At 70.1% G+C, this 25371-nt stretch carries 24 protein-coding genes; 11 read left to right on the forward strand and 13 right to left on the reverse strand.

The window, feature by feature from the left end; translation table 11 throughout:
- Positions 1 to 22: 22 nt before the first annotated feature.
- Positions 23 to 1063, reverse strand: a complete 1041-nt coding sequence (locus EBN03_RS09465) for a DUF6670 family protein (protein WP_122187575.1) — start codon at positions 1061 to 1063, stop codon at positions 23 to 25.
- Between the two features lie 159 nt (positions 1064 to 1222).
- On the reverse strand, positions 1223 to 1669 hold the full coding sequence (locus EBN03_RS09470; protein ID WP_122187869.1) for a MarR family winged helix-turn-helix transcriptional regulator: 447 nt from the start codon (positions 1667 to 1669) through the stop codon (positions 1223 to 1225).
- 152 nt (positions 1670 to 1821) lie between these two features.
- On the opposite strand from EBN03_RS09470, the gene EBN03_RS09475 reads away from it, so the two are divergent.
- Together EBN03_RS09475 and EBN03_RS09480 are read left to right on the forward strand one after the other, a co-directional pair.
- Positions 1822 to 3378, forward strand: coding sequence for an MFS transporter (locus EBN03_RS09475; protein WP_199742691.1), 1557 nt, complete (start codon positions 1822 to 1824; stop codon positions 3376 to 3378).
- Between the two features lie 131 nt (positions 3379 to 3509).
- Positions 3510 to 4790: an MFS transporter gene (locus EBN03_RS09480; protein ID WP_122187576.1), complete on the forward strand. Its 1281-nt coding sequence runs from the start codon at positions 3510 to 3512 to the stop codon at positions 4788 to 4790.
- On the opposite strand, the gene EBN03_RS09485 is transcribed toward EBN03_RS09480, so the two are convergent.
- The gene (locus EBN03_RS09485) at positions 4787 to 5740 is read right to left on the reverse strand and encodes an NAD-dependent epimerase/dehydratase family protein (RefSeq protein ID WP_122187577.1); all 954 of its coding nucleotides are present in this window, start codon (positions 5738 to 5740) and stop codon (positions 4787 to 4789) included. The two genes, EBN03_RS09480 and EBN03_RS09485, sit on opposite strands and share 4 nt — an antisense overlap.
- 76 nt (positions 5741 to 5816) lie before the next feature.
- Here EBN03_RS09485 and EBN03_RS09490 point away from each other — a divergent pair, with 76 nt between their 5' ends.
- From EBN03_RS09490 to EBN03_RS09505, 4 genes are all read left to right on the forward strand, one after another.
- On the forward strand, positions 5817 to 6257 hold the full coding sequence (locus EBN03_RS09490) for a MarR family winged helix-turn-helix transcriptional regulator (RefSeq protein ID WP_122187578.1): 441 nt from the start codon (positions 5817 to 5819) through the stop codon (positions 6255 to 6257).
- A 55-nt stretch (positions 6258 to 6312) separates the two neighbouring features.
- Complete coding sequence (locus EBN03_RS09495; protein ID WP_122187579.1) at positions 6313 to 6897, forward strand: helix-turn-helix domain-containing protein; 585 nt, start codon at positions 6313 to 6315, stop codon at positions 6895 to 6897.
- Between the two features lie 153 nt (positions 6898 to 7050).
- Positions 7051 to 7878, forward strand: a complete 828-nt coding sequence (locus tag EBN03_RS09500; protein WP_122187580.1) for an SAM-dependent methyltransferase — start codon at positions 7051 to 7053, stop codon at positions 7876 to 7878.
- A 30-nt stretch (positions 7879 to 7908) separates the two neighbouring features.
- Positions 7909 to 8268, forward strand: coding sequence for a VOC family protein (locus tag EBN03_RS09505; RefSeq protein ID WP_122187581.1), 360 nt, complete (start codon positions 7909 to 7911; stop codon positions 8266 to 8268).
- Positions 8269 to 8467: 199 nt separating this feature from the next.
- Here the strand turns inward: EBN03_RS09505 and EBN03_RS09510 are convergent, their stop codons facing one another.
- The 4 genes from EBN03_RS09510 to EBN03_RS09525 form a co-directional block, all read right to left on the reverse strand.
- Entirely contained in the window at positions 8468 to 9568 is a 1101-nt protein-coding gene (locus tag EBN03_RS09510) for a coiled-coil domain-containing protein (RefSeq protein WP_233608272.1), read from the reverse strand.
- A 33-nt stretch (positions 9569 to 9601) separates the two neighbouring features.
- Positions 9602 to 11119: an MFS transporter gene (locus EBN03_RS09515; protein WP_122187582.1), complete on the reverse strand. Its 1518-nt coding sequence runs from the start codon at positions 11117 to 11119 to the stop codon at positions 9602 to 9604.
- Positions 11120 to 11221: 102 nt separating this feature from the next.
- Positions 11222 to 12472 (reverse strand): glycosyltransferase 87 family protein, encoded by a 1251-nt coding sequence (locus EBN03_RS09520; protein WP_233608273.1) that lies wholly within the window; start codon positions 12470 to 12472, stop codon positions 11222 to 11224.
- Between the two features lie 378 nt (positions 12473 to 12850).
- Complete coding sequence (locus tag EBN03_RS09525; protein WP_122187583.1) at positions 12851 to 14314, reverse strand: MDR family MFS transporter; 1464 nt, start codon at positions 14312 to 14314, stop codon at positions 12851 to 12853.
- A 424-nt stretch (positions 14315 to 14738) separates the two neighbouring features.
- Here EBN03_RS09525 and EBN03_RS09530 point away from each other — a divergent pair, with 424 nt between their 5' ends.
- A complete protein-coding gene (locus EBN03_RS09530; RefSeq protein WP_122187584.1) occupies positions 14739 to 15209 on the forward strand; it encodes a GNAT family N-acetyltransferase in 471 nt (156 codons plus the stop codon).
- Between the two features lie 12 nt (positions 15210 to 15221).
- Here EBN03_RS09530 and EBN03_RS09535 read toward each other — a convergent pair whose 3' ends face one another.
- Positions 15222 to 15851 (reverse strand): class I SAM-dependent DNA methyltransferase, encoded by a 630-nt coding sequence (locus tag EBN03_RS09535; protein WP_122187585.1) that lies wholly within the window; start codon positions 15849 to 15851, stop codon positions 15222 to 15224.
- 59 nt (positions 15852 to 15910) lie between these two features.
- On the opposite strand from EBN03_RS09535, the gene EBN03_RS09540 reads away from it, so the two are divergent.
- Both EBN03_RS09540 and EBN03_RS09545 read left to right on the forward strand, forming a co-directional pair.
- Entirely contained in the window at positions 15911 to 16306 is a 396-nt protein-coding gene (locus tag EBN03_RS09540) for a VOC family protein (RefSeq protein ID WP_122187586.1), read from the forward strand.
- 151 nt (positions 16307 to 16457) lie between these two features.
- Positions 16458 to 17336 carry an esterase/lipase family protein gene (locus EBN03_RS09545; RefSeq protein WP_147471500.1) on the forward strand — a complete coding sequence of 293 codons (879 nt, stop codon included), beginning with the start codon at positions 16458 to 16460 and terminating at the stop codon, positions 17334 to 17336.
- Positions 17337 to 17354: 18 nt separating this feature from the next.
- On the opposite strand, the gene EBN03_RS09550 is transcribed toward EBN03_RS09545, so the two are convergent.
- The 3 genes from EBN03_RS09550 to EBN03_RS09560 are packed head-to-tail and all read right to left on the reverse strand — an operon-like array spanning position 17355 to position 19985.
- Positions 17355 to 18479: a metallophosphoesterase gene (locus tag EBN03_RS09550; protein ID WP_233608274.1), complete on the reverse strand. Its 1125-nt coding sequence runs from the start codon at positions 18477 to 18479 to the stop codon at positions 17355 to 17357.
- 57 nt (positions 18480 to 18536) lie between these two features.
- Complete coding sequence (locus EBN03_RS09555; RefSeq protein ID WP_122187588.1) at positions 18537 to 19088, reverse strand: YbhB/YbcL family Raf kinase inhibitor-like protein; 552 nt, start codon at positions 19086 to 19088, stop codon at positions 18537 to 18539.
- A 15-nt stretch (positions 19089 to 19103) separates the two neighbouring features.
- On the reverse strand, positions 19104 to 19985 hold the full coding sequence (locus EBN03_RS09560; protein WP_158675573.1) for an alpha/beta hydrolase family esterase: 882 nt from the start codon (positions 19983 to 19985) through the stop codon (positions 19104 to 19106).
- Between the two features lie 74 nt (positions 19986 to 20059).
- On the opposite strand from EBN03_RS09560, the gene EBN03_RS09565 reads away from it, so the two are divergent.
- On the forward strand, positions 20060 to 20494 hold the full coding sequence (locus tag EBN03_RS09565; protein ID WP_158675574.1) for a MarR family winged helix-turn-helix transcriptional regulator: 435 nt from the start codon (positions 20060 to 20062) through the stop codon (positions 20492 to 20494).
- A 79-nt stretch (positions 20495 to 20573) separates the two neighbouring features.
- Here the strand turns inward: EBN03_RS09565 and EBN03_RS09570 are convergent, their stop codons facing one another.
- Positions 20574 to 21467 (reverse strand): alpha/beta fold hydrolase, encoded by an 894-nt coding sequence (locus tag EBN03_RS09570; protein ID WP_122187590.1) that lies wholly within the window; start codon positions 21465 to 21467, stop codon positions 20574 to 20576.
- Between the two features lie 87 nt (positions 21468 to 21554).
- Positions 21555 to 21944, reverse strand: coding sequence for a VOC family protein (locus tag EBN03_RS09575; protein WP_122187591.1), 390 nt, complete (start codon positions 21942 to 21944; stop codon positions 21555 to 21557).
- Between the two features lie 261 nt (positions 21945 to 22205).
- Between EBN03_RS09575 and EBN03_RS09580 the strand changes: the two genes are divergently transcribed.
- A complete protein-coding gene (locus EBN03_RS09580; RefSeq protein WP_122187875.1) occupies positions 22206 to 25370 on the forward strand; it encodes a BTAD domain-containing putative transcriptional regulator in 3165 nt (1054 codons plus the stop codon).
- The last annotated feature ends 1 nt before the right edge of the window (position 25371 follow it).

Here is a 25371-nt window from a genome sequence, read left to right on the forward strand (position 1 = left end):
CCGGTTCGCGGCTGGGAAGCGTTCAGCGACAGTCGATGTACTCGATGTAGGCGCGGCCGGCGACGTCCCGGCCGCGGTAGGTGCCGCTGTACTCGTAGGTCCCCACATACCCGGCGCCCAGCCCGTAGGAGTAGTCGCCGCCACCCTTTCCCTCGATGGTGATCAGTTCGCGCCCGTCGCCGTCGAGTACTCGCCACGACAGCGATCGCGGCAGGCTCATGGTGCGACCGGTGGGGGTGCGACGCGGTTCGGGCTCGAATTCGGTGACCTCGAAGTCGAATCCGCGGGTGTAGACGCCACCGGAACCGTCGAGGGAGCGCAGGTAGACCGCCTTCTGCAACGGGAAGCCGCAGGGGCCGAGGACTTGGACCAGCAGTGCCTGCGTGCGGTCGCTGAGGTTGAGGACGTGGTAGGTGAAGAACTTGACCGGCAGGTTGTGCCGGGTCGCGGGCGCGAGGCTGTGCAGGCCGACCCCGGCGGCGTACTCGACCGTACACAGACCCTCGACCGCGACGCGGTCACCGTGGTGGTCGACGTGCCCGCGATAGGTCGACAGCAGGCTCCAATGTTTGTACAGGCCAGGGATATTCGCGAAATGGGCCACATTGGGGGTGGCCTCGATCTCGAGTTCGACCACGACGTCGGGATGGATCCGGCGCACGGTGAAATGCGGGTAGGTGCCGTCGATGACGAGTTCCTCGCCGAACCGGAGATGGCTGCCGTCCGGGGCGAATTCGCAGTCGTAGGCCCTGCTGTGCACCAGGAACTGCTCGTCCGGCATGGACGCCGTCGCCGAGGAGGTGTAGACGGTGTCGGCCGGGTCGGTGGTGATCGCCTGGTCGTTGGCGAAGACCGTGACGCCCGGGGTGCCGAGGATCGACATGACACCGAACGATCGATGTGGTTCGGGCAGTTCGGGAACCATCACGCCGTAGTGCACCCAGTTCCGCATCCGCCCGGCCGGCGGGGGCATGGGGGTGGCGGGGTCGAACGGTGTCCCGTTCACGCTCGCGGTCCGGTTCACCAGGCCGATCGCCCGTTGCAGTAGTTGGCCTTCGAACACCGTTGTCCTCCGTCCTGCCGACCGGAGCGCCGACGTCCGGCCGATACGCGTCCCGATCCTACCGGTCGGTAATCGTCGGACCATCGGCATCGGACCGGGCGAGTTCGCGCGTCGGCGGCGAAAACCGGCCCGGCGCAACGGCAGCCGGCGGCGGCGAGGTCAGCTCCGTGGATCGAACGGATCGGCGACGCAGCTGGCGGCCAACTGCACCAACCACTTCCGCACCGCGGCCCGATGTTCGGGCGCGATCTCGGCTTCCAGCTCGCGTTCGCGGCGCTCGACGGCGGGCCTGGCCTCGGCGAGGCGTTTGCGGCCCTGGGCGGTGATCTCGAGGACGTGCTTGCGGCGGTCGACCGGATGTGGGCTGCGCACGATGAGGTCCTGCCGTTCGAGTCCGGCGAGCATCTCGTTGGCGGCCTGGCGGCTGGAGCCGACGTGGCGGGCGACATCGGAGACCGAGACGTCGGGATGGTCGGCGAGGATGATCAGGGTCGCGAATTGCGGGACGGTGAGCTGGAATCGGGCCAGTTCCTCGCCGATGGTCGCGCGCATACCGAGCCAGACCCGGCGCACCAGGAAGCTCAGGACCGGGTAGTCCTCCTGCATCGACTCCACTGACACCTCCGGCTCGACATCGGGCACCCACGAATCTACGCGTCGACATATTGACAAGTACCTGACAAATTGGTGATGCTATCTCCGTCAAGTACTTGTCGATCATATCCCGCAGATCTCCCTGTCCCGGAAGGGCTTTCGACGTGTCCTCCTCCCCCGCACTCCCGCCGAGCCGGCAGCGCACCATCCTGCGCATGCTGCTGTTCTCCCAGCTCCTGATCTGGCTCGACGGCACCATCCTCACCAACGCCTTCGAGACCCTGGCCGACCCGGTCCGCGGCCTCGGCGCCACCCCCGGCCAATTGCAGTGGGCCACCGGCGCGTACACCCTGGTCTTCGCCACCCTCACCTTCACCGGCGGCGCGCTCGGCGACCGCTTCGGCCACCGCAACACCCTGCTCACCGGCATGGCCGTCTTCGGCCTCGCCTCGGTCGTCGCCGCCTACGCCGGCAGCCCCGACCAGCTCACCGCCGCCCGCGTCGCCATGGGAGTCGGTGCGGCACTGCTCATGCCCGCCACCATGGCGGTGATCAGCTGGACCTTCGAACCCGCCCAGCGGGCCGCCGCCTACGGCGCGATGTCCGCGTTCGCCGGCGTCGGCATCGCCGCCGGACCGGTGCTGTCGGGGCTGCTGCTGCAGAAGTTCTGGTGGGGTTCGGTATTCATTGTGAACGTGCCCGTCGTGCTGGTCGGCACGGTGTGCATCGCGCTCGTGGTGCCGAACTTCCGCAGTCCCGTGGCCCGGCGACTCGATCTGCCCGGACTGGCACTGTCCATCGCGGGACTCGGCGCCCTGGCCTACGGCCTGATCCGCGCCGGCCAGGACGGGTCGTTCGCCCGGCCGGCCGTCTGGGGAACCATCGTGGCCGGACTGCTCGTGCTGGCGGGGTTCGTACTCGTCGAACTCCGGGTGCCCGCGCCCAGTTTCGATCCGCGGCTACTACGGGATCGCGCGTTCGCCGGCGGCAATATCGCGCTGATGCTGCTGTTCCTGGCCATGACCGGCTCGTCGTTCTACGGCGCGTTCTATCTGCAGGGGCCGCGGCAGCTCAGTGCCCTGCAATCCGGGCTGCTGATGCTGCCCGCCGCGGCCGGCGTGATGATCGGGTCACCGCTGTCGGTGCGTCTGGTGCGACGTTCGTCGGCCCGGGTGGTGTCGACCCTCGCGCTGCTGATCACCGCGGCGTGCATGGCCGCGGTCTGTGGCTACGGGCTGCACACCTCGATCGTGTTGTTCGAGGTCCTGATGTTCGTCCAGGGCACCGCGACCGGCATGGTCACCGCACCGCTGACCGGGGCGGTCCTGGGATCGCTGCCGCCCGCGCGGGCCGGTGCGGGCAGTGCCGTCAACAGCACCCTGCGCCAGACCGGCAGCGTGCTCGGCATCGCGGTGGGCGGGACCATCACCACGCTCGTCTATCAGGGCGCGATCGAGTCTGCCGTCGCCGCCCGGCCGCCCGCGGTGCGCGACGCCGCCCGGGTATCGGCCGAATCGGCGCGCCACGTCGCCCGCACCACCGGCGACCCCGGACTCGTCGCGGCTGCCGACGACGCATTCCTGCACGCGGCGCACGTTGCCGCGGGCTGGACCGCCGGCTTCGTGGTCCTGGCCGCCGTCGTGGTCGCCACGACCCTTGCGGCCCGGCGGGTTCCGCCGGTCGCGACCGTCGCGCCGGAACCGGAACTCGCGTCGAGCTGAGCGGATCCCGGTGGACGCACCCCGGCTGCGTGCGTCCACCGGCTGCACGCGATGCGGTGCGGCATCGGCGGCAACACGGTTCGCGCGTCGGCGTTGCGGGCGATCGTTAGCTGGCGGATTACCCTCGCATCGTGAAACGCGCATATCTGGTCTGGGGTGTCGGGGTCGGCGCCTATGTCGTCGCGGTGCTGCAGCGGACCTCGTTCGGGGTCTCCGGGCTGGAGGCGGCCTCGCGGTTCCACGCCGACCCGGCGGTGCTGTCGGGGTTCGTGGTGTTGCAGGTCGCGTTGTACGCGGGCATGCAGATTCCGTCCGGCCTGCTGTTGGACCGGTTCGGCTCCCGGGCCATGATCGTCGCCGGATCGCTGATCATGGCCACCGGGCAGGGATTGCTGGCGACCACCGCGGCGCTGCCCGCCGCGATCTTCGGTCGCGTCCTGGTCGGCTCCGGCGACGCCATGGTCTTCATCTCGGTGATCCGGCTGATCCCCGCCTGGTTCCCGCCCCGGCGCGGCCCACTGATCGTGCAGCTCACCGGAATGCTGGGGCAGCTCGGGCAGATCCTGTCCGCGCTGCCGTTCCTGGCCCTGCTGCACGGCGACGGCTGGTCGGCGGCGTACACGAGCGTGACGGCGTTGTCGGTGCTGGCGGCGGTGCTGGCGCTGACCGTGATCCGCGACGTCCCGCCCGGACACGAACCGGTCGCCGTCGAAACCGAGACGCACACCCTGCGGCAGCTCGTCCGGCAGGTGTGGTCGCACCCGGGGACGCGGCTGGGCTTCTTCTCCCACATGGGCACCCAGTTCTCCACCACCACCTTCGCGCTCATGTGGGGTGTGCCGTATCTGGTTTCGGCACAGCATCTTTCGCGGTCGACTGCCGGTCTGCTGCTGACCGTCTCGGTGCTCACCGCGCTCGCCGCCGGACCGGTGCTGGGCGTGCTGAGCGCGCGCTATCCGCTGCGGCGATCTGTACTGGTCCTCACGATCATCCTGGCCGCCGCCGGCATGTGGACCGTGGTGCTGCTGCGGAATTCACCGTCCCCGCTGTGGTTGCTGACCTTGCTGATCATCGTCATCTCGGTCGGCGGGCCCGGATCCATGATCGGATTCGACTACGCCCGCATGTTCCACCCGGGCGCCCGGCTGGGCACGGCCCAGGGCATGGTCAATATCGGCGGTTTCCTGGCGACCCTGTTGGTCATCGAGGCCATGGGCGTGGTGCTCGAGCGTCACGGCGGCTACCGCTTCGACGCCTTCCGGCTGGCCTGGCTCTGCCAGTACCCGATCTGGATCCTCGCGGTGACCGGCGTCCTGATCACCCGGATGAAGGCGCGGCGGCGGCTGGCGACCGAGGGCGTCCACGTTCGCCCGCTCCGCGCGGCGCTGGCCGCCCGCGTCCGCCGCCACTAGCGCGGATTTCCGGCTCGCAGCCACGCCAGATAGTCGGCCGCCGCGCTCGATACCGGATAGTGCGGGCGGTATCCGGTATCGGCGACCAACCGGTCGATGGCCAGATATTCGGTGCCGCTCGTGGGCTGCGGCCCGTGTCCGGGCCGGATCTCCACCGCGAACCGCGGTACCAGCTCGGTCAGCGCGTGGACGACCTCGGCGTTGGTGGTGTGGCGGCCGCCGCCGATGTTGTAGACGCGGTGGTGCAGCCGCTCGGCCGTGGCGAGCAGCGCGATCGCCCGGGCGCAGTCCTTCACGTAGCACAGGTCGATGCCGTCGTCCGCGTACAGCGGGCCGGTCAGTTCCGGCGCAGTGCCGTGGGCGGCGGCGTGCAGCAGTTGCGGTGCGGCCATGAACCGGGACACCGGATGTCCGCCGGGGCCCCAGATTCCGGCGATGCGCAGGTTCACGACGTCCAGGCCGGCCGTGTCCGCGAGGTGATCGGACAGCAGTTCGCCGATCTTCTTGAACGCCGGGATCGGGTGCAGCGCGCGCGGCGCGAGCGGCAGGTCCTCGTGCCAGGGACCGGGGTCGGCGATGCCGCCGTATACGCCGATCGTGCTCGCGACCGCGACCCGGATCGATCGCTCCCGGGCGACATCCAGCACGCGCAGCAGGGATTCGACGGCCGCGAGGGCGTCGGCCACCGGATCGGCACCACCGGGCGGCCACGGGACCGACCCGGCCAGGTGCACGATCGCCGTCGGCCGGTATCGCTCGCACAGTGCGCGCAGCCGGTCCCGATCGCGAATGTCGGCCTGCTCCACGAAGACTCGCTTGCCCAGTTCGACCTCGAACGCGGTCGCCGGCCGGGCGCCACGCTGCACGGCCACACAGTCCGCGCCCAGGTCGAGCAGGGCGCGGGTGGTGTGCGCGCCGATGAAGCCCAGGCCGCCGGTTATCAGGATCATGCGTTCCCCTCTGAATTCCTTCAGTTCTACTGATCATCAGTAAAACTGACAATATCGTAGGCGCTACCATGAGCCGGTGTCCACAGCAGCCGGAACCCCGTCGACCGATCCGCCGGAAAGCCTTGTCTACCTGCTGAAGCACGCCCATCTGCGCCTGAACGAGCTGGTCGCGGCCGAACTGGCCGAGCACCCGGTCAGCGGCCGTGAGCTAGCGGTGCTGACCGTCGTCGCCGGTAACGAACCGATCTCGCAGCAGCAGGCGGCCGCACGCCTCGGCGTCGACCGGACCACCATGGTCGCCCTGCTCGACGAACTCGAACGCAAACAGCTGCTGAGCCGCCACCCCAACCCCGCCGACCGCCGGGTCAATATCGTCGAAATGACCCCGCGCGGCGAGACGGTGCGAGCCGAGGCGCGCGCCGCCGCCGATCGGGCCGAGGGCCGGTTCCTGGCCGCGCTCGAACCGGACACCGCGGCCGGTCTGAAGCGGGCCCTGCGTACCGTGCTGCGCGGCTGATCACCGCCGCGACAGGTGCCTTGACAATTGCCGGGGCCGAATCTGGAATGGACATGTGGCGGACGAATTCGACTCGGTGCTCACCGAAGTCGGGCCACGGTTGCGGGAACTGCGGCGCCGTGCCGGGCTGACCCTCGCCGCCCTCAGCGACACCACCGGAATCCCGCTCAGCACCCTGTCCCGGCTCGAATCCGGGCGGCGCAAGCCCACGCTCGAACTGCTGCTCCCGCTCGCCAAGGCCCATCAGGTACCGCTCGACGAACTGGTCAACGCGCCACCCAGCGGTGACCCGCGGGTGCACCTGCGCCCGATCTCCTATCACGGCATGACCGCCGTCCCGCTCACCAACAAGCCGGGCGGCCTGCAGGTCCAGAAGCTGATCATGTCCCCCACCGACCGGTCCAGCATCCCCGACCCGCGCACCCACGAGGGCTACCACTGGATCTACGTCCTCAACGGCCGGCTGCGCCTGATTCTCGGCGACAACGACCTCACCCTCGGACCCGGCGAGGTCGCCGAATTCGACACCCACCTCCCGCACTGGTTCGGCACCGCCGATCCGCAACCGGTCGAGTTCCTCAGCATCATGGGCCCGCAGGGAGAACGCTTCCACCTGCGCGCCCGCTACCGTCCCCAGTAACCCGGCGCGGACCTCGCGCAAATCACGGCCCCGCCTCCCGGCGAACTGGTCGGACGGTCCATTTGTGCTGTGGCACAATGCAGCTCGCGTCCGGTCGACCGACCGGGCGCCTATCATCGGTCCCACATCGGACTCTTCGAACAGGGGTGCAGCATGACCGACAGTACGGCGCGGATCGATCAGTCCAAACCCAGCATCGCGCGCGTCTACGACTACCTCCTCGGCGGGAAGGACAACTACGCGGTAGACCGCGAGGTCGGCGACTTCTTCAAGAAGGATCTGCCCGGTTCCGTGGCGATCGCGCACTCCAACCGGCAGGCCCTGATCCGCGCGATCACCGCCATGTCGCACGCGGGCATCCGGCAGTTCATCGATCTCGGCAGCGGGCTGCCCAGCGTCGACAACGTGCACCAGGTCGCGCAGCGCTTCGACGAGGACAGCCGGGTCGTCTACGTGGACAACGACCCGATCGTGCTGGCGCACAGCCGCGCCCTGCTCGCCACCGACGGCGCCACCACCGTGATCACCGCCGACCTGCGCGACCCGGAAGCGATCCGCGCGAACCCCGAGGTCGAGCGGCTGATCGACTTCAGCGAACCGGTCGGTGTGGTGTTCAGCGCGATCCTGCACCACCTCAACGACGACGAGGACCCCGCCGGCGTGGTGCGGTACTGGGCCGGCGAGGTGCCGGTCGGCAGCCAGGTCTACATCTCACACTTCCGCTCCGGCGACAACGACGAGACCCGCGCCGCCGAGGCCAAGCTGCAGTCCACGTTCGGCCGCGGCCGCTGGCGCAACGACGCCGAGATCCGCTCGCTGTTCGGCGATCTGGAGGTGCTCGAGCCCGGCCTGCGGCCCTGCGTCCGCTGGTGGCCCGAGCCCGAACCGGGAACCGCGGGCCTGACCACCATCGGTGCCGCCACCCAGGAGCCCACCGTCTGGCAGCAGCTCATCGCCGCCGCGCACGCGCGGAAGAACTGATCCGGGCGATCTCCTTGGTACGGTGCGCGCATGATCATCGGTGCGCACACCATCTGCTATGCCGCCGACGCCGAGCGGGCACGGGCGTTCTTCCGTGACGTGCTGGGCTTCGCCCACGTCGACGCGGGCGGCGGCTGGCTGATCTTCCAGGCACCCCCGGCCGAACTGGCCGTCCACCCGGCCGAGCCCGGCGAGAGCGGCCGGGCCGAGCTGTACCTGATGTGCGACGACCTGGCCGCGACAATGGCGGACCTGACCGCCAAGGGCGTCGAATTCACCAGCGAGGTGAGCGAACAGCGCTGGGGTCGGCTGACCACCCTGGCCGTGCCGGGCTTCGGCGATCTGGGCCTGTATCAGCCGCTGCACCCGACGGCCGTGGATCTGCCTTAGCGTGGATCTGCCCTAGCCGTGGATCTGCCCTAGCCAGCGATCTGCCCCAGCCAGCGGTCACTGTCAGCCGCGGCATCCAGCACCGCCGCGGCATCCAGCTGCGGCCGCCGAACAGTCGCCACCGAACAGTGGCTGCCGCAACGGATGTCGCCCTGGGCCGCAGCTGCGGTACGACCGGCGACCACGGTTGCGTGCGGCGTCAGCGCCCGGCCGGCGGCTGCTGGCGGGCGGCGGCGGTCAGATCGTCGACTTGACGTTCGGCCCGCTCGGCTCGCGCGAGGGTCTGCGCGCGCGCCTCGTCGAGGGCGGCGATCCGGTCGGCGGCTTCGCGTTCGGTTCGGGCCAGCGCCGCGGCAAATTCGGTTCGGAGCGAGCCCATATCGCTCGCGGCACGGTCGCGGACCCGGGTCAGCTCGGCACGCGCCGCATCCAATTCCGCTCGTACGCGGTGCAGTTCCTCCCGCAGCTCGGCGACTGCCTGATTGCGCTCGGCGACAGCCGCTTCGGCGCGGCCGATGGCCCGCTCGGCGTCCGCGGCGCGCTGCACGGCCATGTCCCGCTCGGCCGCCGCGGCCGTGAGCTGCTGGGCCGCATCGCGTTTCACTCGCTCCACCTCGGCGGCGGCGTTGCGCCGGGCGGCGGCGATGTCCTCGCCGGCCTGTTCCCGGGCCCGCTCGACATCGGCGGCCGCTTCGGTTCGGGCGGCACGGATTTCGGCTTCGGCCTCGGAGCGGGCCGCGAACACGTCGGCGGCGGCCCGTTCGCTGACCGTCCGGAGTTCGCCGAGCGCCTCCTCCCGCGCCGATTCCGCGCCGGCGATCCGTGCCTCGGCCGCTTCGGCGGCCGTGACCGCGTCGTCCGCGGCGGCTTCGGCGATCTTGCGGGACTCCTCCGCGGCCCGGCGTCCCTGCTCGGCGGCGACGGTCGCCACCTCGGCCTCCGCAATACGGCGGGCGGCCTCGGCCTGGACCGCCTGCACCTGCGCTTCGGCCACCGCGGGATCGGCGAGCGTACTCAGTTCCGCCACTGCGGCATTGATCGTGACACCGAACTGTTCGGCCAAGGTCCGGAACTCGGTGAGCAGTTCGTCGGCGCGCAGCCGGGCCACCGTGACCGGACCCTGTTTCGTCACGGTGACATTCACCGGCTGGGGTTCGGCGGCCTCCTGGCGGCGTTGCCGTTCCCGCCAGGCGCGCCACCGGGTGTGCTCCGGCAGCTCGCAGTATTCGGGCGGCCGACCGGGCCCGGCTGCGGGCGCGGTCGCCTGGGTACAGCCGGGATAGTTGCAGATGCTAGCCACGCCGGAATGGTAACCGGCGGAACGCCGAACGCTTCATGCACTCACCGGCCGGTCGGAAACCGGTACGGCCACACCATCACTGGACGCCGCCTGCTGGGCGTTCTGTCCCTCTGCCACATCCGCCGGACTGAACCGCATCCACAACACCAGCACCGCGGTCGCCGCCGCCAGAACGGCGCAGCCGGCGAATGCCCAGCTGTAGCCGGCCGCGAACGGATACAGCTCCGAATCCGACAGTCCCGCACGGATTTTCTCCGGGCCGCCGAGCGCCGCTTTGTGCGATCCCACCACCGCGCCCACCGCCACCAATCCCGCTGCGCCACCGAGGTTCTGAGCGACCTGCGCCAGAGCGGTGATCGGGCCGATCTCGGTCACCGCGACACCGGCGATGACCGAGAGCGTCAACGCGATGAACGCCAGCCCGAATCCGAAGCCGCACACGAAAACCGAGCCCGCGATGCCGGGGAAGTACGCCGGATGATGGGTGGTGATGGCGGCCGCGAACAAGCAACCCGCGCAGATGATCACCGCGCCGGCCGCCACCAGCCAGCGCGGAGCCACACGCAGCGCCAGATTCGAGGCGAGGGCCGCCGCCGCGGCCAGCCCGACGGCGAACGGAACCGAAGCCAGACCGCTCTGCGTGGGCGAATACCGCAGGATCCCTTGCAGATACATGGCCAGGTACACCGACAGGCTCATCATGATCGCGCCCATCACCAGGATCGAGCACAACGCGGACACCCGGCTGTGGTTGCGGAAAAGGCTGAACGGCAGGATCGGCGCCACGGCGCGCCGTTCGACCCGCACGAACAACACCAGCAGCACGACAGCCAGCAGCGCGGGGACCACGACCACCAGCCGGCCCCAGCCGGCCGGACCCTCGTTGACCGCGAACACCGCGGCCGTGACGCCGCCGGTCACCAGTAGCGCGCCCGGCCCGTCGAGCGACACCCGATGTCCTTGCGACTCATGCAGATACACCAGCGCACCGAGCACCACCAGCGTTCCGATCGGCACATTGACCAGGAACACCAGCCGCCACGACACATCGGCGAGCAGGCCGCCCACCGTCAGGCCGAGGACGGACCCGATACCGGTCAGCGCCGCGTAGATGCCGAAGGCCTGACTGCGCGGCTTGCCCGGCGCGTAGGTGGCAGCGATCAGCGCCATCGCGGTCGGGGACGCCACCGCCGCCGCGATCCCCTGCAGCGCCCGGCCCGTGATCAGGCTCGCCTCGTTCCAGGACAGACCGCAGAGCAGCGAACTGAGGGTGAACACCGCGACCCCGGCCACGAAGACCCGTTTGCGCCCGAGGGTGTCACCGAGTCGGCCGCCCGGCAGCATCAGGCCACCGAAGGCCAGCACGTACGCGGTGATGATCCAGTTGCCGCCAGCCTCGGTGAGCCCCACCGCCTCTCGAATGCGGGGCAGCGCGAGAGCCACGACCGTCCCGTCCAGAACTACCAGCAGTTGCAGGCCCCCGACCACGAATATGGCCGGTCCCCACACTCTGGTCTGCCCCGCACCCGTCGCCGTCCCCGAGGAAGTCATAGCGCTCGACGGTACCTGTCACTCGGCGCACCAGGTGGACCAGGTCGCCGTGTCGGCGCAGGCCAGCGCCCGTTTTCGACCCCGAAGACCGTTGTGTGCCGGTCACCCGCGCCGGCGGCGCAACCCGATGATCGCGGCGGCGAGGATCACCAGATAGACGATCACGTAACAGTTCAACAGAATCGGGGCGACCGGCCACTGCGGCGGAAACAGGAACAGCCCGACCACGACCCAGTGCTCGTTCCACTGGTAGGTCCAGGCACCGACCGCCAGATACAGTGCGGCAGTGACCCACCACCAGCCTGGTGCGCGCTGTGCGCGATGGACCAGATCCACCAGCAGTGGCACGAACCAGACCCAGTGGTGGTTCCAGGTGAACGGCGACACCGCACATGCCGTCATGCCGGCCAGCGTGACCGCCAGCAACGGTTCTCCGCGGCGGTTCCATTCAGCGCCCGCCAGCAGCCCGGCCACCGCCACGGGCGCGGCGACCAGCAGCCACAACCAAGCGGGCACGGCGTGGTGGGTGAGATGCGCGATCGCGCCGCGCAGTGATTGGTTGGCGGGCATGGTGTCCGGTGCGATCCGCCCGGCCTCGAAGAACGTGGACGTCCAGTACTGGCGGGAATCGTCCGGCAGGAGCAGCCCCGCCACCACGACGGTCCCGACGAATGTCAGCGCCGTTCCGGCCGCGGTTCGCCACTGCCGCAACGCCAGCAACTGCGCCACGAAGAACAGCGGTACCAGCTTGATGCCCGCGGCCACTCCGATCCAGGTGCCGCGCAGTTCCCGGTCCGCGCCGTCGGATTCGGGCGTGCGGGTGAAGGTCCACAGCACCAGGGCCATCAACACCAGGTTGATCTGCCCGTAGTAGAGCGTGGACCGCACCGGTTCCAGGAATACACAGGTCAGGGCGAGCAATCCGCTCACGCCCGCGAGCCGTGGGGTGATCCGGTAGCCGAGGACCCGCCAGCACAGCAGCACGCAGCCGTAGAGCACGGCCGAATTGAGGACCAGGCCGGTGTCTCGGACCGCAGCCCAGGGCACCGCCAGGATCGGCAGGAAGATCAGCGTGGAGAACGGTGTGTAGGTGTAGGAGAGCCCGCGGAAGGTTGTCTCGGTGTAGAGCGGATGACCGTGCGCGATCTTCCACGCGCCGTCGCGATAGATGTGCAGATCGAATCCGCCGGCCAGGATCCCGGCCCCGTTGAGCCACGGGTCGACCAGTGTGAAGGTCAGCAGCAGCGACACCGCGGCGGTCACGGCCAGCACGACGCGCGTGCGATTGCCGATTGGCTCCGGTGGGCGCGGATCCTCCACTGTCGCAACGATTTCCGTTGCATTATCGGTCACCGCGGGACCACCTCGGGTTCGGATTCGTCACTACCGTCCGGTTGTAACAGAACCAGATTCGTCGCCACGAACCGCCCTGTGAACGGTGATGACGGCGTGTCGCTAGGGGCGACCCGGCGGTGCGAGCGGTTCGTGCCGGAGTGTGACGGCGCAGCAAACACCGGTCAGGACACCTCATCTCCCCCGGACGCGTGCCCGCCGACTACTTCGGCCGACACGACCGGAGCCGGCCGCTGCACGTCGTCGCCCGATAACTGGTTCGTTGAGCAGATTGCCGCCGTACCGCGGTGCTAAACCTTTGCGAACGAATTACCCCGGCGCCGAAATGCGGGTGCCCCGGTCACGATTCGTGACCGGGGCACCCGCAGGCTCCGAACCTCAGCCGTGGACCAGCTCGGACTCCGGCTCGGCGTCGACCGGGCCGTGCGGGGAGGACTCGGCCCGGTTGGGCAGCAGCGCCGCCATCACCACGACCAGCACCGTCAGCGCCGCCGAGACACCGAAGGCCAGCTTCATGCCGTCCAGATGCGCGGTGAGCGGCTCGGTGCCCGACGCCACGAGGCCCTTGGCGCGGGACGTCATCAGGGTGATCACCAGTGCGGTGCCGAAGGCGGCCGCCACCTGCTGCAGGGTGCCCAGCATGGAGCTGCCGTGCGAGTACAGGTGCATCGGCAGGGCGCCCAGGCCCAGGGTGAACACCGGTGTGAAGGTGGCCGCGAGCGAGACCATCAGCAGGATGTGCAGCACCAGCAGCATCCAGTACGGCGTGGTCAGCGTGATCTGGGTGAAGCCGGCCAGCGCGGCGACGATGCCGATCGAACCGGGAACCACCAGCAGCCGCGCGCCGAACCGGTCGAACACCTTGCCGACCGACGGCCCGAGCAGGCCCATCGCCAGGCCGCCCGGCATCACCAGCAGACCGGTCTCCAGCGGAGACAGGTGGCGCAGGTTCTGCAGGTACAGCGGGAGCAGCATCATCGAGCCCAGCATGGCCAGGAACGCCACCGCCATCAGCACCAGCGCCTTGGCGTAGGTGGGCGCCAGCAGCACCCGCAGGTCCAGCAGCGGGGTGCCCGACCGCTGCAGCCGGATCTGCCGCCAGGCGAAGACTCCGATCGCCGCCGCACCCGCGGCCACGATCAGGCCCGGAACAGCGGCGTTACCGCCCTCGAAGCGGCTCAGACCGTACACCAGCCCACCGAAGCCGAGGGCCGCCAGCATCACCGAGGTCCAGTCGATCGCGCCCGGCTGGGGCTCACCGATGTTGTCGAGCTTGCGCAGGCCGAGCCAGGTGACCACACCGGCGATCGGCAGCATCATGACGAACAGCCAGCGCCACGACGCGACCTGCAACACCAGGCCGGAGGTCACCGGGCCGAGCGCGGGGGCCACCGAGATAGCCAGGGTCACGTTGCCCATGACGCGGCCGCGGTCCTGTTCGGCAACGACCGTCATCAGGGTGGTCATCAGCAGCGGCATCATGACCGCCGTACCGCAGGCCTGCACGATGCGACCGGCCAGCAGCAGCGGGAACACCGGCGCGACGGCGGAGAGCAGGGTGCCGGTGATGAAGACGCCCATGGCGACCGAGTAGGCGGTGCGTGTGGACACCCGCTGCAGGAACCACCCCGTGGTCGGGATGACCGACGCCATAGTGAGCATGAACGCGGTCGACACCCACTGGGCGGCGCTCTCGGTGACCTTCAGGTCGTTCATCAGCCGCGGGATCGCGTTGATCATGACGGTCTCGTTCAGAATCACCACGAAAGTCGCGAGGGTCAGGACCCTGACGACGGCCGGTGTGCGGCCGCCACCGCCGGCCGTGGGCGGTTGTTCTGGCATCGGATAACCTCCGGGGATTCGATCAGCGAGTTCGGCGACGAGCGGCGCTGTGCGGGCCACTCCTGTTTCGAGACGTGGCGGCCGAGCTCAACTCATCGGTCGTCGGCAAGTATTGCGCGCACCACTGACAGAAATCGTTCGAATATCCGCCGTCTACTCCGCATCACGCCGCATTCCCGCAGGTAGCGGGAGTGTTCACGGCGTGAAACCTGGTGCGGTGAGCTGCATCACGTTCACAGGTTCGCGGCCGACCGGCATCGTCGGTACGCCCGGGGCCTCTGCGGCAACCTTCTCGTGACCGGTTCACGTGCGTGCGCGACTTTCGTTGCGGCGCGCACCGCACACCGCGAGCGGCCCGGCCCCGCCGGCGCACGTCCCCGTTCGTGCCGGTGACGATCGACTCGCGCTGTGCTGTAGTGGGCGCATGACGGTAGGTGATCAGCAGATCCGCCGGGCGGTCGTGGACGATGCCCGCGCCGCCGCGCGGCTGCTCGACGACTTCAATCGCGAATTCGACACTCCGACACCGGGAGTGGAGGCACTGACCGCACGGCTCACCACTCTGCTCGCCGGCGACGCGATCGTCGTCCTGCTCTGCGGCGAACCGGCGGTGGGAATCGCCGTGCTGTCGTTCCGACCCAATGTGTGGTTCGACGGCCCGGTCGCACTGCTCGACGAGCTCTACATCCAGCCGGACCTGCGCCGCTGTGGACTCGGAAATCGCTTACTGGAGACCGCGATCGGTGTGGCCCGCGCCCACGGCGCCGGAACCCTGGAGATCAATGTCGACGGCGAGGACACCGACGCCCGCCGATTCTACGAAGCCCACGGCTTCAGCAACACCGAGCCCGGCGCAACCGAACCGATGTACTTCTACTACCGCGACCTCGACTGACCGACCCCGGCGTCATGCCGGTTTGTGCCAGATCAGTGAGTAACGCCAGAACAGATGCCGGCGGACGACGGCGGACGGCAACAGGTCTCGGGCCGCCGACCGGACGTCGGCGGTGGTGGTCGTGGGGTCCAGCATCGGCATGCCGATGTCCTGCCATTTTCCGGCCCGGCCCTGGGCCGCGCGCAGCACGCCCATGACTGCGTTGGCGGGCAGTGAGATTGCCTCCCACGGTACTTCGCGCCCGGTTACCCGCGGAATGCCGATGACGGCGAGCGTTCCACCGGGGCGGACCAGTGATCCCAGGCGAGCCAGTGCGGGCCGCAACGGCATGTGGTGCAGGCTGGAGATCGCGGTGACCGCGTCGTATCCGTCCGGCGCCAGGTCCACGGAATCCATGACGTCGCCGTGCACCCAGCGCACGGTGCCGCCTTCGGCCCTCGCCAGATCGATCATGGCGGCGGAACGGTCGATCCCGTCCACCGCGCCCGCTCGAGCGGCCAGCTTCCGCGCGAAAACCCCGGTCCCGCAACCGACATCGAGTGCGCGGTCCATCCGCTCCGGGAGCGCCCGCAACAGCAGAGCGTGGTAGTGGGCGTTGTGGTCCCAGTGCAACGCCGCGGGCAATTGCGGGATCAGCCTCATCCGGCCAGGCTACGACAATCGGCGCCGGTCGCCGCCCGGATCGGGGGTAGATTCCGGACATGCCACTGGGACATCTCGGCGTGAACGTCACCGATCCGAACGCGGCCCGCGCCTACTACGACGAGCTCATGCCGCTGCTGAACTACGAACGCTACCTGGGCGACGACACGCAGTTCGCCTACCGCCCCGCCCAGGGCAAGATCGGCACCCACCTGTTCTTCTATCCCGCTCCCACGCCGGGCTATGCAGCGGACCGGGCGGGTCTGCAACACCTCGCCTTCATGCTGCCCACGCGCGCCGCGGTGCGCACCGTGCACGACTGGGCGCGAGCCCACGGCGACGAAATCGTCCACCCGCCACAGGAATTCCCGCAATACCCGCCGCCCTACTACGCCACCTTCTGGATCGGATACGACGGCGTGCTGCTCGAAGCGGTTTGCCACAAGGACGCCTGAACCGCTCGCCGCGCGTCCGAAACCGGTGCCGACACGGCGCCGGTCGCACCGCCGCACCGTGTTTCGCCCGTGATAGCGTCTGGCTCTCGATGCCGATCGGCCCCTTGGGGAACGGTGGGGGCCGCTGACACCAGCTGGAAGGCGGCGGTAGGTGGCGACCAGAGGAGCACTGCGGTTCGGGCCGCACGCGGGAGCGTTGCTGGCACTGCTGTCGGGCGCGCTGGGTGGCCCGCCGGCGACTGCCGGTGCCGAGCCGGTCACCGTCCCGGACATCGTGGCGGCGCAGGTGATCGAGCCGCCGGTCGAGTGTGCGGCCGGTTCACGCCCCTATCCGGTCGTCGTGTTGCCGGGCGCCGACGGCACGACGGCGGACACCGCCGCACAATGGGCGCCCATGGTGGACGCGCTGCAGCAGGCGGGAGCGTGTGTTCTCGTCTTCCAAGGCGGCATCATCGGTACGCAACGGTGGGCAGTCGACCCGGCCGTCTCCGCTCGACAGGTCGCGCAGTTCGTCGACGAGGTGCGGGCGGTCACCGGCGCACCGAAGGTCGATATCGTCGCGCACTCCGCGGGCGCGGTGATCGGCGACTACTACGTCAAGGTGCTGGGCGGTTTCCCGAACGTGCACAGCCTGATCCAGCTGGCGCCGGAGACCCACGGCTCCGACGGATCCGGGGTCCTGCCGGGCCTTCCGGTACCACCGGCGCAGCTGGTCGCGGGCCTGCCGATCGCACCACCGCTGGCCGGTCTGCTCGGGGTCGGCGGCGCTCTCGGTCTGCTCTCCGCGGCGCCTGCCGTCACCGCGCTCGGCGACGGTCCGATCGCGCAGCCCGGTGTCGAGTACTCGATCATGGCCACCAGGAACGACACGCTGGCGACGCCGGTGGGCACCTCGTCGTTCATCGACGAGCCCGGCGTCACCAACGTGTTCTACGAGGACCAGTTCCCCGGCAGCGCGCCGGTCGACCACTCGAGCCTGCGATCCAGCCCGAACACCACCGAATGGGTTGTGGCGCAGCTGTATCGGTGACGGCTACCGGTCACGGCGTCACGCCGCGCGCAGCACCAGTACGGTGATCTCACTGGGAGCGAACACGCGCAGCTGCGGGCCCCAGAATCCGGTGCCCCGGCTGGTGTAGAGCTGGGTGTGGTCACCGTGGCGGCTCAGCCCGGCCACCACCGGCTGCTCGAGCCGTACCAGATAGTGGAACGGCCAGATCTGCCCGCCGTGGGTGTGCCCCGAGATCTGCAGTGCGACACCGGCGCGGACCGCGTCACGCACCTGCGTCGGCTGGTGTGCCAGCAGCACGACCGGGAGCTGCGGGTCGGCGCCGGCGAGGGCGGCGTCGAGATCGGGTCCGTGGCCGGGCAATCCGCTGCCGGTGGGGTCGTCGATGCCGGCGATCACCAGCCGGTCGCCGTTGTGGGTGAGAGTCTCGTGTTGGTTGTGCAGTGGGAGCCAACCCAATTCGGTCATGGTGGTGATCCAGCCCGGTGCGTCACCGAAGTATTCGTGGTTGCCGGTGATGTAGTACCGGCCGAGCCGGGCTTCCACCTTCGCCAGCGGTTCCACCTGCGCACGCCGGGCCGCGACCGAACCGTCGGCGAGATCACCTGCGTGACAAGCGATATCGGCTCGCTGCTCGTTGACCACCGCCACGACCCGCTCCGACCAGCGCCGCCGGTCCAGGGCGGCGAAGTGGGTGTCGGTGATCACCACCATGCGCAGTCCGTCGAGCCCGGCCCCGAGCCGGGGCACGGCGACCTCGACGGTCCGCACGCGCGGCACCCGCCGTGCCTCCACGACGCCCCACCCGATCAGCGCCGCCGACACCACCAGCACGCCGAGCGCGACGACCCGCGACCGCAGCGGATCGTCGACACCGGCCAGGATCAACACCGTCCGCCCGACCGCCCCGACGACCGACCAGCTGAACAGCACCCACATCACGCCCAGCAGGGTGTCGCCGACGATCGCGGCCGGGTCGGACTGTTTCGGGCCGTGCCCACGGAACATGGCCAGCGGCAGGCCCACATATCCGGCCACGGCCAGAGCGGTGCCGGCCCAGAACAGCGGCCCGGAGACCGGGCAGTAGATCAATACCCACCAGGGCACCAGGAACAGCGCGGCGGGGATCACCAGGAACAGCGCGGCGCGTGGAACGTACTTCACCGCATCAATCATCCACATCCCGCCGGACCGGGCCTCCCAGCGGGGACGAGCGTCAGGTCAGCGCTCGTAGGTGCCCTCGTAGCGGCCGCGGGCGAGCACAGGCGGCACCCCGGCCACGAACTCGGCGTAGTGCACCGTCTCGGGAGTCTCGAGACGTTCAGCGAGGGCGAACAACTGGAAGACGTACCGGTGCGGACCGTGTCCCTTGATCGGCGCCGGACCGCGATAGCCGCGGGTGAGGCGCGTGTTCAGCACCCGGACACCCGGCGTGGTGGTTCCGGCGGCGAGGGCGCCCCGCGGTACGCCGGTCAGGGCCGGGTCCAGCAGGGCCAGGCAGTGCAGGAACGGCCGGGTGGTGGGCGCGTCGGGATCTTCGATCACGAGCAACCAGCCGGCCGTACCGGGCGGCGTGGCCGACCAGCGCAGTTCCGGTGAAAGGTTCTCTCCGCCCGCCCGTTTCGCGACATGGATGCGCGGGATCGGGCCGCTCGCGGTGAAATCGGGGCTGGACAGGGTCACCGTGTCGGGCCCGTCGAGGCCGGGCAGGTTCCAGGTCAGGCCGGTGTCGCCGGCGTGGCGGTTGCGCAGCAGTGTGCCGAGAAATCCCATGAGTACTCCGGTCGTTCAGTGCCGACGGTCGTCAGCGGAGGCGAGCTGGGGCAGCGCGAAACGGCAGAGTTCCGCCGCCGCGTCGAAGTTCCGCGGTGTGGGTTGCAGCGCGGCGAGAGCGGCCGGAACGGAAGCGCCGGGCCATGTGTGGCCCATGCCGTGCACGGTCCAGGCGGCGACACGGGTGCCGCCGGCGCCGGCGCCGGCCTCCCATCGGCTGACCGCGAATTCGTCGGGCCCCGCACCGGCCGGCAGGTCCGCGACGGTAGCCACCGTGCCGCAGCCGTTCCAGTCGGCCCAGCGACGGGCGGATTCGGCGAGTCCGTGCGTGCGACCGCGCAGTTCGCCGTCCGGCCCGCGTCGCCGCGAATATCCACCGTCGATCGGGACCATGGCATCGGCGGTCCCGTTGATGAGCAGCGCCGAAACCGAGTGGGTGGGGCGGAGATCGGACAGTGCCGCGGGCAGCGCACCGGCGACCGCGCCGAAGGCGGCGACCCGATCGGAGGCTTCCAGCGCGAGTCGGTGTGCCATGAACGCCCCGTTGGAGATTCCCGCGACGACCGTGTGATCGGGGCGGGTGCCGTGCTGCTCGGCCGACAGGTCGATCACGGCCCGCAGGAAGGCGACGTCGTCGACCCCGGATTCGTCACCGGTGGTGACGCCGCGGCCGTCGGCCCAGCTGCCGGTGAACGCGTCCGGATAGGCCACGACCGCGCCGAATCGGTCGGCCTGGGTATCGAAACTGGTCCAGCGGCGCATGGTGTCGTCACCGCCGCGGACCGCGCGTCCGTCGGTCGCGCGGTTGCCGTGCAGCACCAGGATCAGCGGCAGGCCCGGCCGGGGTGTGGCGGGTGGCCGCAGGGTGAATGTTCGTTCGTGTCCGTCGATCAGCACGTTCTCGATGGTCGAGTTCTCCCTCTCGAATTTATACAGGTTACCTGCGCAGTGTTCCTGTACTGTATCGAGGCATGAGCGAAAGCGCAACGGATCCAGCGGTATTGGCGTCCGAACTGCAGACGGTCGTCGGCGCCGTGGTGCGGTCGATGCGGGCCGCGTCACCGGGCCGCGATCTCACCCTCGCCCAGGTGTCGGTGCTGAAGTGGCTGGACCGGGAGGGACCGCACACGGTCGCCGAACTCGCCCGCGCGGACAAGATCGCCCACCAGTCGGCCGCCGCCACGGTCTCCGCGCTCGTCGACCGCGGCCTCGTCCGCCGCGATGTCGACCCCGCCGACCTGCGCCGCCGCGTCCTGCACCTCACCGACACCGGCCACGCGCTGCTCGCGGAACGACGCGACGCCGGCTACGACTACCTCGCCGACCTCATCGACCAGCGCCTCGACGCCGACGACCGGGCCCATCTCGCCCACTCACTGACCCTGATCCGGCGGCTGCTCCCCTGAGCTTCGCTCGGTCGAAACCGGGCGTGCTCCAGCGCCTCCCACGTCAGCTCCACCAGCAGGACCGTCCGGCGCGGCGGGACTAACTCGCATGCCCGCCTTCGTTACCGGTGAACGCGGGCTGCAGGGCCAGCATGGCGGCCGCCAGCCGATCCCAGGTGGTGGCCGGGAGTTCGTGGCCGATGCCCGGCAGCGGAAGCAGGGTGGCGCCGGGGATCTCGAGCACCAGAGCCTGCCCGTTGCCGTACGGGAAGAACGGGTCGTCGGTGCCGTGCACCACCAGGGTCGGCATCGTGAGTTCGCCGAGCCGTTCCCGCCAGCGGTCGCCCGCCGGGGCGAACGCCACGTTGAGCAGGCCGGCGGCGACATCGGTGGTGCGGTCGGTGATTCGCGCGGCCTGCTCTCGCGCCTCGGCTTCGTCGAATCCGCTCGCACCCGCCAGTATCCGGGCCTGGGCGACCTGGTAGTCGATCACCGCCGCTCGGTCGGACCAGTCCGGGGCGGGTGTACCGGTCATGAATTCCAGCACGCGATCGGAGTGCTCGGGCAGGTCGGGGTCCGCCGGGCCGGGGGCCGTCGGCCGGGTAGCGATCAACGTCAGGGCCGACACCCGGTCGGGGTGGTCGAGGGCGGCGAGCTGACAGATCCAGCCGGCCACGGAGAAACCCACCAGGTGGGCCCGCGGCACGTCGAAGGCTTCCAGCAGTCCGACGATGTCCGCGGCCAGGTCGCGCAGGCTGTAGCCGGGAGCACCGGCCGGGTAGGTGGTCGAGCGGCCGCTGTCGCGCATGTCGTAGCGCAACACGAACCGGCCCGCAGCGGCGAGCCGGTCACAGAACGAGTCCGCCCAGAACAGTCGCGACGTGCTCGGCAGCACCACCGCCGGATGCCGCCGATCACCGAAAGTGGTCACACACAATTCGATGTCACCGACGGTGACCAGGTGTTCGGGCGAACGTTCGATATCGAGCGGCATGGTGTCTCCTCTGCAATTGCCTCTTGCGGAGGAGACTGCGCGCGCGAGCGAAACTCATCGGTCCGACCGGCCGCGAACGCACACCGGTCAGGCGGCGTGCTGGGCGATCTGGATCAGGTTGCCGCAGGTGTCGTGGAACACGGCGACCGTGACCGGGCCGACCTCGACCGGTTCCTGGGTGAAGTGCACGCCGAGTCCGCGCAGCCGCTCGTATTCCGCGGCGACGTCGTCCACCGCGAACGAGATCGCCGGGATCCCGTCCTCGACCAGCGCCTGCTTGAACGGCTGGACCGCGCGGTGCCCGCTGGGTTCGAGGAGCAGCTCGGTACCGTCGGGATCCTGCGGGGAGACGACGGTCAACCATCGGTCCGCGCCCACGGGCACATCGTGTTTCAACCGGAAACCGAGCACCTCGGTGTAGAACCGCATCGCCCGTTCCTGATCGTCGACGAACAGGCTCGCCAGATTGATTCGCATGTCGGACCTTCCTGTCGGATTCGCACGCGTTCGCCCGAACACACTGTCACAGCGGGCTGGGCGCCGACCGCGTACGCCACGCTGGAAACACGGCTCCCACCGGACCGGCCCCGGTACGGTCGAACCCGATCCTGGTTGCCGGTTCCAGGCTCGCCCCGGAACTCTCGATCCCCGGTGTCGGCCATCGTGACCGACCACGACCACGACGGGACCGACCGAACCCCGCGGCCGGTTGTCAGCGGCGCACGGCACAATGGCCGAGTGCGGATCGGAATGCTTGGAGCGCTCGAAGTCCGGGCAGCCGACGGGGAGCTGCTCGAGGTGCCGGGGAGCCGGTTGCGGGCGCTGGTGATCGCGCTCGCGTTGGAGCCGGGACGGGTCGTGCCGAAAACGACACTGGTGGACTGGATCTGGGGCGAGCGGACGCCGGCGGACGCGGGAAACGCCTTGCAGGCGCTGGTGTCGCGGCTGCGGCGGGTGCTGCCGGACGGGTCGCTGGAGGGTCAGGCCGGCGGGTACCGGCTCGCGGTGCAGCCACCCGACGTGGACGCGGTCCGATTCGAACGGTTGCTGGATCAGGCTCGGGGCGGGGACGATTCGAGCCGGGCGGGGCTGCTGCGGGAGGCGGTCGGGCTGTGGCGGGGTGCGGCCCTGCAGGACGTGGACCTGCCCGAGAGCGCGGCGGCCGACGCCGTCGTCGCCCGGTTCGACGGACTGCGGCTCGCCGCGCTGGAAGACCTGTACGACACCGAGATCCGGCTCGGCCTCGGCGCGGGACTGGTGGCCGAGCTGACCGATCTGGTGGCCCGCAATCCGTTGCGCGAGCGGCTCGTCGCCGCGCTCATGCGGGCACTCACCGCCGCCGGGCGCGGCGGTGAAGCGCTCACCGTGTATCAGTCCGCGCGCGAGGCGCTCGCCGACGAGCTGGGTGTCGACCCCGGACCGGAGCTGTCCGCGCTGCACGTCGCCCTGCTGCGCGGCGAGGTGGGCGGCCCGGCACCGGACCGCACCACCAACCTGCGGGCCGAGCTCACCGGATACGTCGGCAAGGACGCCGATATCGCCGCGGTGCGCGAACTCGTTGCCGCACACCGGCTCACGACCATCACCGGCCTCGGCGGCTCCGGCAAGACGCGGCTGGCGGTCGAAACCGGGCGCACCCTGCTCGACGACCTGCCCGACGGACCGTGGCTGGTGGAGCTGGCCGCCGCCGGGCCGGGCAGCGACCTCGCCGGATCCGCCCTGGCCGCACTGGGACTGCGCGACTCACTGCTCGCCGCGCCGAACGCCGACCCGATCGACCGCCTCGTCGCCGCGATCCGCGACCGCGAAACCCTGCTCATCCTGGACAACTGCGAGCACGTGATCGAGGCCGCGGCCGCCTTCGCCCACCGGCTGCTCGGTGAATGCCGGCGGCTGCGGATCCTCGCCACGAGCCGCGAACCGCTCGGCATCACCGGCGAGGCGCTGTGGCAGGTCGCGCCGTTGTCGCTGCCCGCACCGGACGCCACTCCGGCGGCCGTCGCGGCCTCCCCCGCGGTCGCCCTGCTGCGGGAACGCGCCACCGCCGTGCGCCCGGACTTCGCGTCCGGCCCGCAGGCCGCGGCGACCATGGCCCGCGTCTGCCGCGCACTGGACGGCATCCCGCTGGCGATCGAACTCGCCGCCGCCCGCCTGCGCACCATGACCCTCGACCAGCTCGCCGACCGCCTCGACGACCGGTTCCGGCTGCTGACCGGCGGCAGCCGCACCGCCCTGCCACACCACCGCACCCTGCGGGCGGTCGTGGACTGGAGCTGGGAACTGCTCACCGAACCGGAGCGGACGGTGCTGCGCCGGATCGCCGTGTTCGCTGGCGGCATCAGCCTGGAGGCCGCCGAACAGGTCTGCACGGCAAGCACTTTCGATTCGGCAACCACCGTCGAGCAGTGGGAGGTGCTCGAGCTGCTCACCGCGCTGACCGAGAAATCCCTGCTGCTCGCCGTACCCGACTCCGGTGCCACCGGGCCGCGCTACCGGATGCTCATGACGATCGAGCAGTACGCCCGCGACCGGCTCACCGACGCCGGTGAAGCCGAGCAGGCCCGCCGCGCGCATCTCGCCTACTTCACCGACTTCGCCGCCACCGCCGAACCCCGGCTGCGGCGCGCCGACCAACTGGACTGGCTGGCGAAACTCGAAGCCGAGCACGACAATCTCGCGGCCGCCATGCGCGGCGCGCTCACCGACGGGGCGGCCGAGGCCATGCGGCTCGCGGTGGCGGCCGGCTGGTACTGGTGGCTCAGCGGCCACAAGGCCGAGGGCCTGGAGCTGCTCACCGCCGCGGCCGGCGCCCCCGGCGAGGTGGACGACGCGACCCGGGCCACGGTGTACGGGTTGGTCGTGCATTTCGCGACGTCGGGGCGCAGTGACGAGTTCCAGGTGGAGAAGTGGATCCGCGAAGCGAACCGGTACGGCCGGGGGCAGCGGGCCGGGCATCCGGTCCTGGCGTTCGTCCCGGCCCTCGAACGCATGCTGGGCGGACCGGACGAGGTGCTGCCCGCCTTCGAAGCCGTACTCGCGGACGAGGATCCGTGGGTGCGGGCGCTGGCCCGCCTACAGCTGGGCAAGATGCGCAGTATGCTGGGCCGCGACCTGGACGCTGTCGACCACTGCCTGGAGCAGGCGCTCACCGAGTTCCGTGTGGTCGGCGAGCGCTGGGGAATCTCCTTCGCCCTTACCGAACTCGCGGACCGGATCGCGATGCGCGGCGAATTCGACCGAGCCTGTGACTATTTGGATCAGGCGGTCGCGGTGGTCACCGAGATCGGGGCGACCGAGGACATCGTCCGGATGCGGTCGCGGCAGGCCCAGCTCTACCGGCTGGCCGGCGATCGGGCGGCGAGCGAGGCCGCGATCGCCGAGGCCCAGCGATGGGCGGACCGGACGGCCTGGCCGAGCGCGCTGGCCGAATTGGCGTTGTCCCGCGCATATCTGGCCCGGTGGAACGAGGATCCGGCGGAGTCGTTCCGGCAGATCGATATCGCCGTGACCCTGCTCGACGGGCACTCCGACCAACCGTATCTCGAAGCGGTCATCCACGACCTGCGCGGCTATCTCGCCGACGATGTGGCCGAGGCGCGCGCCCACCGTATCCGGTCGTTGCACGCGGCCACCGCCACCGGTAACCCGCCCGCGATCGCCCAGATGCTGGTCGGGCTGGCCGACCAGGCGCTACGGGAGAACGACGACGAGCAGGCCGCCCGGTTGCTCGCCGCCGCCACCGCCGTGCGGGGGCTGTCGGATCGGTCCCATCCGGACGTGGACCGCGTCGAGCAGACCGCACGACGTCGCCTCGGTGAACAGCGGTTCACCGAGGCGACGGGGGAAGGTTTGCGAGCGAACTGGTCGGAGCTGGCCGAATCCATGGTGCGTCAGGCGGAGTGAG

The sequence above is a fragment of the Nocardia stercoris genome, from assembly GCF_003696265.1.
In the GTDB taxonomy this organism is placed as follows: domain Bacteria; phylum Actinomycetota; class Actinomycetes; order Mycobacteriales; family Mycobacteriaceae; genus Nocardia; species Nocardia stercoris.